Source organism: Pseudomonas sp. CFBP 13727 (assembly GCF_014841915.1).
Lineage (GTDB): Bacteria > Pseudomonadota > Gammaproteobacteria > Pseudomonadales > Pseudomonadaceae > Aquipseudomonas > Aquipseudomonas baltica.
The window spans coordinates 967295-976964 of record NZ_JACYUT010000001.1 but is presented as its reverse complement, the minus strand read 5'-3'; the positions used below and the strand labels follow the sequence as shown (position 1 = coordinate 976964).

Below are 9670 nucleotides of genomic sequence, written 5' to 3'. Positions count from 1 at the left end.
CTAGGCGACGGCCACGACGTCGAGGATGCGCTGGATCACGCGGTCCTGATCGACCCCGGCGGCTTCCGCCTCGAACGACAGGATGATGCGATGACGCAGCACATCGAACAGCACCGCCTGGATGTCTTCCGGGCTGACGAAATCGCGCCCCGCCAGCCAGGCATGGGCGCGTGCGCAGCGATCCAGGGAAATGGAGCCCCGCGGGCTGGCGCCATAGGCCAGCCATTCGCCGAGCTCGGCGTCGAACTTGCTCGGGGTGCGCGTCGCCATGACCAGTTGCACCAGGTATTCCTCCACCGCATCGGCCATGTACAGCCCGAGGATCTCCTTGCGTGCGGCAAAGATGGCCTGCTGGCTGACACGCCGCTCGGGCTTGGTTTCGCCATTGAGCGCCTCACCGCGAGCCTGCTGCAGGATGCGCCGTTCCACGGCTGCATCCGGGAAGCCGATCTTGACGTGCATCAGGAACCGATCGAGCTGTGCCTCGGGCAGCGGGTAGGTGCCTTCCTGCTCGATCGGGTTCTGCGTTGCCATCACCAGAAACAACGGCGACAGGTCGTAGGTACTGCGACCGACACTGACCTGACGTTCGGCCATGGCCTCGAGCAGGGCCGACTGCACCTTGGCCGGCGCACGGTTGATCTCGTCGGCCAGCACCAGGTTGTGGAAGATCGGCCCCTGCTGGAACACGAAGCTGCCGGTCTCGGGTCGATAGATCTCGGTGCCGGTGATGTCGGCCGGCAGCAGGTCCGGGGTGAACTGGATACGGTGGAACTGAGCCTCGACGCCTTCGGCCAGTTCCTTGATGGCTTTGGTCTTGGCCAGCCCCGGCGCGCCCTCGACCAGCATGTGACCGTCCGCCAGCAGCACGATCAGCAGACGCTCGACCAGTTTCTCCTGGCCAAGGATCTGCGTTGAAAGAAAGGTTCGCAGCGCCATCAGCGCTTCACGATGTTCCATCGTCGACGGTTCCTGAAAAAGGGACCGAGTACGCAGGTGAGGGCGTCTTGGCCGGGGGTCACTACTTTAATGCATTGGCGGGTGGCAGAGAAATCGGTGTGTTCGATCGGGCACCTCTGGATCCCGTAGGAGCGGCCAGTGGCCGCGAAGAAGCTTGCACGGCCAGAGAGATCGGTTGGGTCGGCCGGCCATTTCGCGGCCACTGGCCGCTCCTACACGTATACAGATATACAGAGCTGCGGAGAGCGAGGTCAGCCGATTTCCAGCGTACCCACGCCCTCCAGCAGAATCCTCAACGTCTCTTCGATCTGCGCCAGCTCTGCCGCGTCGCTGGCATGCACGATCTCCAATAGGTCATCCCCACCGAACACCGCGGCATCCCCGGCTGCCACGGCCACCAGCAAGCGGTCGGCGCTCAACGTGACCTTGAGGTCGCGCAGCAGGTAAGGGTTGTCGCCGAGGGTGATCTCCAGCTCTTCTTCGTCCGGAAAGCGCGTCATCAGAAACATTTCGTCTGCGCTGCCGTGGCAGCACAGCAGCGCCATGTCGTCTTCTTCCTCGTCACGGGGGTTGGCCAGCAGCAGAGTGGCGGTGATGCGCATACGGGGGAACCTGTCATATGAATATGCCATGATTATACCCGACTACTGTCCGATCGGCTGGAACGCCCGTACCAGCGGTCTCGTACGACAACTCCTGCATGACCGAATATGTCGCCGCACCGCAAGAGTGCATGCCGGGCTCTGGGTAAGCTAGGTCGTTGGACCTCTTGAAATGTCGCCCCGCAGCGCCGGATTGGCTATGGTTGATCCGAACCGGGGTGACTTGCGACGCTTCACCCAATAACAAAGCCCAAGCGGAGTACCACAGATGGCGTTCTTCACCGCAGCCAGCAAAGCCGACTTCCAGCATCAACTGCAATCGGCCCTGGCTCAGCACATCAGCGAACAGGCACTGCCACAAGTGGCGCTGTTCGCCGATCAGTTCTTCGGCATCATCTCGTTGGACGAGCTCACCCAGCGGCGCCTCAGCGACCTGGCCGGTTGCACCCTGTCGGCCTGGCGCCTGTTGCAGCGCTTCGATCATGCCAAGCCAGAGGTGCGCGTCTACAACCCCGATTACGAACGTCACGGCTGGCAGTCCACCCACACCGCCGTCGAAGTGCTGCATCACGACCTGCCGTTCCTGGTGGACTCGGTGCGCACCGAGCTCAACCGGCGCGGCTACAGCATCCACACCCTGCAGACCACCGTGCTCAGCGTGCGTCGCGGCAGCCAGGGCGAGCTGCTCGAAGTGCTGGCCAAGGGTGCCCAGGGCGAAGACGTCCTGCATGAATCGCTGATGTACCTGGAAATCGACCGTTGCGCCAACGCCGCCGAGCTCAGCGTGCTGGCCCGGGAGTTGGAGCAGGTGCTGGGCGAAGTGCGGATGGCGGTGCAGGACTTCGAGCCGATGAAGGCCAAGGTCCGCGAAATGATCACGTTGGTGGAACAGACCGCGTTCGCCAGCGACGAGCAGGAAAAAGCCGAGATCACGGCGTTCCTCGAATGGTTGACCGACAACCACTTCACCTTCCTGGGCTACGAAGAGTTCGTGGTCGACGCCGATGCTCAGGGTGGCCAGCTGCGCTACGACCCGCAGTCGTTCCTGGGCCTGACCCGGCTGCTGCGTGCCGGCCTGAGCAGCGAAGACCTGCATATCGAAGACTACGCCGTGCAGTACCTGCACGAGCCGATGCTGCTGTCCTTCGCCAAGGCTGCGCACCCCAGCCGTGTGCATCGCCCGGCGTATCCCGACTATGTGTCGATTCGCCAGATCGACAGCGATGGCAAGGTACTCAAGGAATGCCGCTTCATGGGCCTGTACACCTCGTCGGTGTATGGCGAGAGCGTGCGCGAAATCCCCTACATCCGGCGCAAGGTCGCCGAGATCGAACGCCGCTCCGGTTTCCATGCCAAGGCGCACCTGGGCAAGGAACTGGCCCAGGTGGTCGAGGTGCTGCCGCGCGACGACCTGTTCCAGACCCCGATCGACGAGCTGTTCAGCACCGTCATGTCGATCGTGCAGATCCAGGAACGCAACAAGATCCGCGTGTTCCTGCGCAAGGACCCCTACGGGCGCTTCTGCTACTGCCTGGCCTACGTGCCGCGCGACGTGTACTCCACCGAAGTACGGCAGAAGATCCAGCAGGTGCTAATGGAGCGCCTCAAGGCCAGCGACTGCGAGTTCTGGACGTTCTTCTCCGAATCCGTGCTGGCCCGCGTGCAGTTGATCCTGCGCGTGGACCCCAAGAGCCGTCTGGACATCGACCCGCAGCAACTGGAAAACGAAGTGATCCAGGCCTGCCGTTCGTGGCAGGACGACTACGCCAGCCTGACCATCGAAAGCTTCGGCGAGGCCGCCGGCACCAATGTGCTGGCCGATTTCCCGAAAGGCTTCCCGGCCGGTTTCCGCGAGCGCTTCGCCGCGCATTCGGCAGTGGTCGACATGCAGCACCTGCTGGCGCTGTCCGAATCGCGCCCGCTGGTCATGAGTTTCTACCAGCCACTGGCGCAGGGCGGCGAACGCCAGCTGCATTGCAAGCTGTACCACGCCGACACGCCACTGGCGCTGTCCGACGTGTTGCCGATCCTCGAGAACCTGGGCCTGCGCGTACTGGGCGAATTCCCCTACCGCCTGCGTCATCGCAGTGGTCGCGAGTACTGGATCCACGACTTCGCCTTTACCTACAGCGAAGGCCTGAATCTGGACATCCAGCAGCTCAACGACACGCTGCAGGATGCCTTCGTGCACATCGTGCGCGGCGACGCCGAGAACGACGCGTTCAACCGCCTGGTGCTCACCGCAGGCCTGCCATGGCGCGACGTCGCCTTGCTGCGCGCCTATGCGCGCTATCTCAAGCAGATCCGCCTGGGCTTCGACCTCGGCTACATCGCCAGCACCCTGAACAACCACACCGATATCGCCCGGGAACTGACGCGGCTGTTCAAGACCCGCTTCTACCTGGCGCGCAAGCTGGCCGGCGATGACCTGGACGACAAGCAGCAACGCCTGGAACAGGCCATCCTGAGTGCCCTGGACGACGTTCAGGTGCTCAACGAAGACCGCATCCTGCGTCGCTATCTGGACCTGATCAAGGCCACCCTGCGTACCAACTTCTACCAGCCCGATGCCAACGGCCAGGTCAAGTCGTACTTCAGCTTCAAGTTCAACCCCAAGCTGATTCCCGAACTGCCCAAGCCGGTGCCCAAGTTCGAGATTTTCGTCTACTCGCCGCGAGTCGAAGGCGTTCACCTGCGCTTCGGCAACGTCGCCCGCGGCGGCCTGCGCTGGTCGGATCGCGAGGAAGACTTCCGCACCGAGGTGTTGGGCCTGGTCAAGGCGCAGCACGTGAAGAACTCGGTGATCGTGCCGGTGGGCGCCAAGGGCGGGTTCGTCCCGCGCCGACTGCCACTGGGCGGCAGCCGCGACGAGGTGCAGAACGAGGCGGTGGCCTGCTACCGCATCTTCATCTCCGGTCTGCTCGACATCACCGACAACCTCAAGGATGGCAGCGTGGTGCCGCCGGCCAATGTCGTGCGTCACGACGATGACGACCCGTACCTGGTGGTGGCTGCGGACAAGGGCACCGCGACCTTTTCCGACATCGCCAACGGCATTGCCATCGACTACGGCTTCTGGCTTGGCGATGCGTTCGCCTCCGGCGGCTCGGCGGGCTACGACCACAAGAAGATGGGCATCACCGCCAAGGGTGCCTGGGTCGGCGTGCAGCGCCACTTCCGCGAACGCGGCATCAACGTGCAGAAAGACAGCATCACCGTCATCGGCATCGGCGACATGGCCGGGGACGTGTTCGGCAATGGCTTGTTGATGTCCGACAAGCTGCAACTGGTGGCGGCATTCAACCACCTGCACATCTTCATCGATCCCAACCCCGAGCCGGCCAGCAGCTTCGCCGAGCGTCAGCGCCTGTATGACCTGCCGCGCTCGGCGTGGAGCGACTACGACACCTCGATCATGTCCGCCGGTGGTGGCATCTTCTCGCGCAGTGCCAAGAGCATTGCCATCAGCGCGCAGATGAAAGAGCGCTTTGACATCAAGGCCGACAAGCTGACCCCGACCGAGCTGCTCAACGCGCTGCTCAAGGCACCGGTCGACCTGCTGTGGAACGGCGGTATCGGTACCTACGTCAAGTCCAGTGACGAGAGCCACGCCGATGTCGGCGACAAGGCCAACGACGCCCTGCGCGTGAATGGCAACGAACTGCGCTGCAAAGTGGTGGGCGAGGGCGGCAATCTGGGCATGACCCAGCTGGGCCGTGTCGAGTTCGGCCTCAACGGCGGCGCGACCAACACCGACTTCATCGACAACGCGGCCGGGGTGGATTGCTCCGACCACGAAGTCAACATCAAGATCCTGCTCAACGAAGCCGTGCAGGCCGGGGACATGACCGAGAAGCAGCGCAACCTGCTGCTGGGCAGCATGACCGAGGAAGTCGGCCATCTGGTGCTGGGCAACAACTACAAGCAGACCCAGGCGCTGTCCCTGGCGGCGCGCAAGGCCTACGAGCGACTGGCCGAGTACCGCCGCCTGATGGCCGACCTGGAGGCGCGTGGCAAGCTGGACCGTGCCATCGAATTCCTGCCGACCGAGGAGCAGCTCAACGAACGCGTCGCGAACAAGCAGGGCCTGACCCGAGCCGAGCTGTCGGTGCTTATCTCCTACAGCAAGATCGACCTCAACGAAGCGCTGCTGGCTTCGGCAGTACCCGACGACGTCTATCTGACTCGTGACATGGAGACGGCCTTCCCGCCGTCGCTGGTCAGCAAGTACGCCGAGGCCATGCGCAGCCATCGCCTCAAGCGCGAGATCGTCAGCACCCAGATCGCCAACGACCTGGTCAACAACATGGGCATCACCTTCGTGCAGCGCTTGAAGGAGTCCACTGGCATGACCCCGGCCAGCGTGGTCGGGGCCTACGCCATCGTGCGCGACATCTTCCACCTGCCGCACTGGTTCCGCCAGATCGAGGCGCTGGACTACCAGGTATCCGCCGATGTCCAGCTGGCTCTGATGGACGAGCTGATGCGCCTGGGTCGACGGGCCACCCGCTGGTTCCTGCGCAGCCGCCGCAACGAGCTGGACGCCGGTCGCGATGTGGCGCATTTCGGTCCGCACATCGCAGCGTTGGGGCTCAAGCTCGACGAACTGCTCGAGGGTCCGACCCGCGAGCGCTGGCAGACCCGCTACCAGGGTTATGTCGAGTCTGGCGTACCGGAGCTGCTGGCGCGCATGGTTGCCGGCACCAGCCACCTGTACACGCTGTTGCCGATCATCGAAGCGTCGGACGTCACCGGCCAGAATGCCGCCGAAGTGGCCAAGGCGTTCTTCGCCGTGGGCAGCAAGCTGGACCTGACCTGGTACCTGCAGCAGATCAGCAGCCTGCCGGTGGAGAACAACTGGCAGGCGCTGGCACGCGAGGCCTTCCGCGACGACATCGACCTGCAGCAGCGTGCAATCACCATTTCCGTGCTGAAAATGCAGGATGCGCCGGGTGACGTCGAAGAGCGTCTGGACCTGTGGCTGGAACAGCACGAGGTGATGGTCAAGCGCTGGCGTGCCATGCTCGACGAGATCAAGGCCGCCACGGGTACCGACTACGCCATGTACGCAGTGGCGAATCGCGAACTGATGGACCTGGCATTGAGTGGGGGCGTGCAAGTCAGCTGAGGCGAGGTTGGCTTTTTCGCGGCCGATGACCGCTCCTACGGGTTATCCGTAGGCGCGGTCATCGGCCGCGAAGCGCTCAGCGCCCATCACCGACCCGATCACCGCCCACAAAAAAACCCGTCATTCGACGGGTTTTTTCGTTCAGCTCATTTCAGCGTGGCATCAAGCCTGAACCACCGGAATGTTCGCGTTGGCCGCAGCATCGCGGAACTCGGCGATCTGGTCGAAGCTCAGGTAGCGGTACACATCGGCAGCCATGCTGTCGATGCTGGCCGCGTAGCCCATGTACTCTTCGACCGTCGGCAGCTTGCCCAGAATGGACGCGACAGCGGCCAGCTCGGCGGAGGCCAGGTACACGTTGGCACCATCGCCCAGGCGGTTCGGGAAGTTACGGGTCGAGGTGGACACCACGGTGGAGTTGGGTTCCACGCGTGCCTGGTTACCCATGCACAGCGAGCAGCCCGGCATCTCCATGCGTGCGCCAGCCTTGCCGTAGATGCCGTAGTAGCCTTCTTCGGTCAGCTGATGGGCATCCATCTTGGTCGGCGGCGACAGCCACAGGCGCGTCGGCAGTTGGCCCTTGACCTTGTCGAGCAACTTGCCGGCAGCGCGGAAGTGGCCGATGTTGGTCATGCACGAACCGATGAACACTTCGTCGATCTTCTCGCCCTGAACGGTGGACAGCAGACGTGCATCGTCCGGATCGTTCGGTGCACACAGGACCGGCTCTTTCAAGTCGCTCAGGTCGATCTCGATGATCTCGGCGTATTCGGCGTCGGCATCGGCACTCAGCAGTTCCGGGTTGGCCAGCCACGCTTCCATGGCCTGGGCACGACGTTCCATGGTCCGCGCATCGCCGTAGCCTTCGCTGATCATCCAGCGCAGCAGGGTGATGTTGGACTTCAGGTATTCGGCAATGGCCTTTTCCGGCAGCTTGATGGTGCAACCGGCGGCAGAACGCTCGGCCGAAGCGTCGGACAGTTCGAACGCCTGTTCCACGGTCAGCTCGTTCAAGCCTTCGATTTCCAGGATGCGGCCCGAGAAGGCGTTGATCTTGCCTTTCTTCTCGACGGTCAGCAGGCCTTTCTGAATGGCGTAGTACGGAATCGCGTGGACCAGATCGCGCAGGGTGATGCCTGGCTGCATGGTGCCCTTGAAGCGCACCAGCACCGACTCGGGCATGTCCAGCGGCATGACGCCGGTAGCGGCCGCGAAGGCCACCAGGCCGGAACCGGCCGGGAACGAGATGCCGATCGGGAAGCGGGTGTGCGAGTCACCACCGGTGCCGACGGTGTCCGGCAGCAGCATGCGGTTCAACCAGCTGTGGATGATGCCGTCGCCTGGACGCAGGGATACGCCACCACGGGTGCGGATGAAATCCGGCAGGGTGTGATGGGTGGTCACGTCGATCGGCTTCGGATAGGCCGCGGTGTGGCAGAAGGACTGCATGACCAGGTCGGCGGAGAAGCCCAGGCATGCCAGGTCTTTCAGCTCGTCGCGGGTCATCGGGCCAGTGGTGTCCTGGGAACCGACGGTAGTCATCTTCGGTTCGCAGTAGGTGCCGGGACGCACGCCCTGGTTCTCGGGCAGGCCGCAGGCCTTGCCGACCATCTTCTGCGCCAGGGTAAAGCCCTTGCCGGTGTCGACCGGGGCTTCGGGCAGCTTGAACAGATCGGTTGGGCCCAGGCCGAGTTCGGTACGCGCCTTGTCGGTCAGGCCGCGGCCGACGATCAGCGGGATACGGCCGCCTGCGCGGACCTCGTCGAGCAGTACCGGGGTCTTGAGCTCGAACGTGGTGATCACTTCGTCGCTGTCGTGCTTGCAGACCTTGCCCTGGTGCGGGTACAGGTCGATCACGTCACCCATGTTGATGTTCGACACGTCGAACTCGATCGGCAGGGCGCCGGCGTCTTCCATGGTGTTGTAGAAGATCGGGGCGATCTTGGTGCCGAAGCAGAAACCACCAGCGCGCTTGTTCGGCACGTACGGGATGTCGGTACCGAAGAACCACAGCACCGAGTTGGTCGCCGACTTGCGCGACGAACCGGTACCGACCACGTCACCCACGTAGGCAACCGGGTAACCGTCGGCGTACATCTGGGCAATCTGCTTCATCGGGCCGATCGAGCCCTGCACGTCGGGCACGATGCCTTCGCGGGCCATCTTCAGCATGGCCAGGGCGTGCAACGGGATGTCCGGGCGCGACCAGGCGTCGGGCGCAGGCGAAAGGTCGTCGGTGTTGGTTTCGCCGGTGACCTTGAAGACGCGCAGGCTGATCTTGTCGGCCAGGGTCGGACGCTTCTTGAACCATTCGCCGTCCGCCCAGGATTGCAGTACGCCTTGAGCGTGGGCATTGCCGTTCTTGGCTTTTTCCGCAACGTCGTGGAAGGCATCGAACATCAGCAGGGTGAACTTGAGCTGTTCGGCAGCCACCGGCGCCAGGGTGGCGTCGTCGAGCAGTTCGACCATGGTGGCGATGTTGTAGCCACCCTGCATGGTGCCGAGCAGTTCAACGGCACGCTTGCTGTCGATCAGCGGCGAAGTGACTTCGCCCTTGGCCAGGGCAGAAAGAAAACCGGCCTTGACGTAGGCGGCTTCGTCGACGCCCGGTGGCACGCGGTTGGTGATCAGGTCGACCAGGAAAGACTCTTCGCCGGCGGGAGGGTTTTTCAGCAGCTCGACCAGGCCTGCGGTTTGTTCGGCGTTAAGCGGCTGGGGCACGATACCCTGGGCGGCACGCTCTTCGATGTGTTTGCGATAGGCTTCAAGCACAGTTATTACCCTCATCAGTGGTCCCGGAAGGGACGCTCATCCAGAGAACGCCTGCATCCATGCGCACGGTCTTTTCGGCCGTTCAGTCAGGAGGGCAGGTGTTCCATGCAGAAGCTGTTTTCAAAGTTTTACGCCGGTAGAAGGGAAATCTGATGAGGGCTGGCACCGGACGAGCGGTGCCAACACCCTTCTACTGGATCAACTGTGC

The 9670-nt window shown here is 63.2% G+C and carries 4 protein-coding genes; 1 reads left to right on the top strand and 3 read right to left on the bottom strand.

What is annotated here, in order from left to right:
• Window positions 1-960, bottom strand: coding sequence for an AAA family ATPase (locus IFT76_RS04280; RefSeq protein WP_122479105.1), 960 nt, complete (start codon window positions 958-960; stop codon window positions 1-3).
• Window positions 961-1211: 251 nt separating this feature from the next.
• Window positions 1212-1562 (bottom strand): hypothetical protein, encoded by a 351-nt coding sequence (locus IFT76_RS04275; protein ID WP_192057497.1) that lies wholly within the window; start codon window positions 1560-1562, stop codon window positions 1212-1214.
• A 268-nt stretch (window positions 1563-1830) separates the two neighbouring features.
• Here IFT76_RS04275 and IFT76_RS04270 point away from each other — a divergent pair, with 268 nt between their 5' ends.
• Window positions 1831-6690: an NAD-glutamate dehydrogenase gene (locus IFT76_RS04270; protein WP_122479101.1), complete on the top strand. Its 4860-nt coding sequence runs from the start codon at window positions 1831-1833 to the stop codon at window positions 6688-6690.
• A 162-nt stretch (window positions 6691-6852) separates the two neighbouring features.
• On the opposite strand, the gene acnB is transcribed toward IFT76_RS04270, so the two are convergent.
• Window positions 6853-9462 (bottom strand): bifunctional aconitate hydratase 2/2-methylisocitrate dehydratase, encoded by a 2610-nt coding sequence (gene acnB / locus IFT76_RS04265; protein WP_192054471.1) that lies wholly within the window; start codon window positions 9460-9462, stop codon window positions 6853-6855.
• Window positions 9463-9670: the final 208 nt, after the last annotated feature.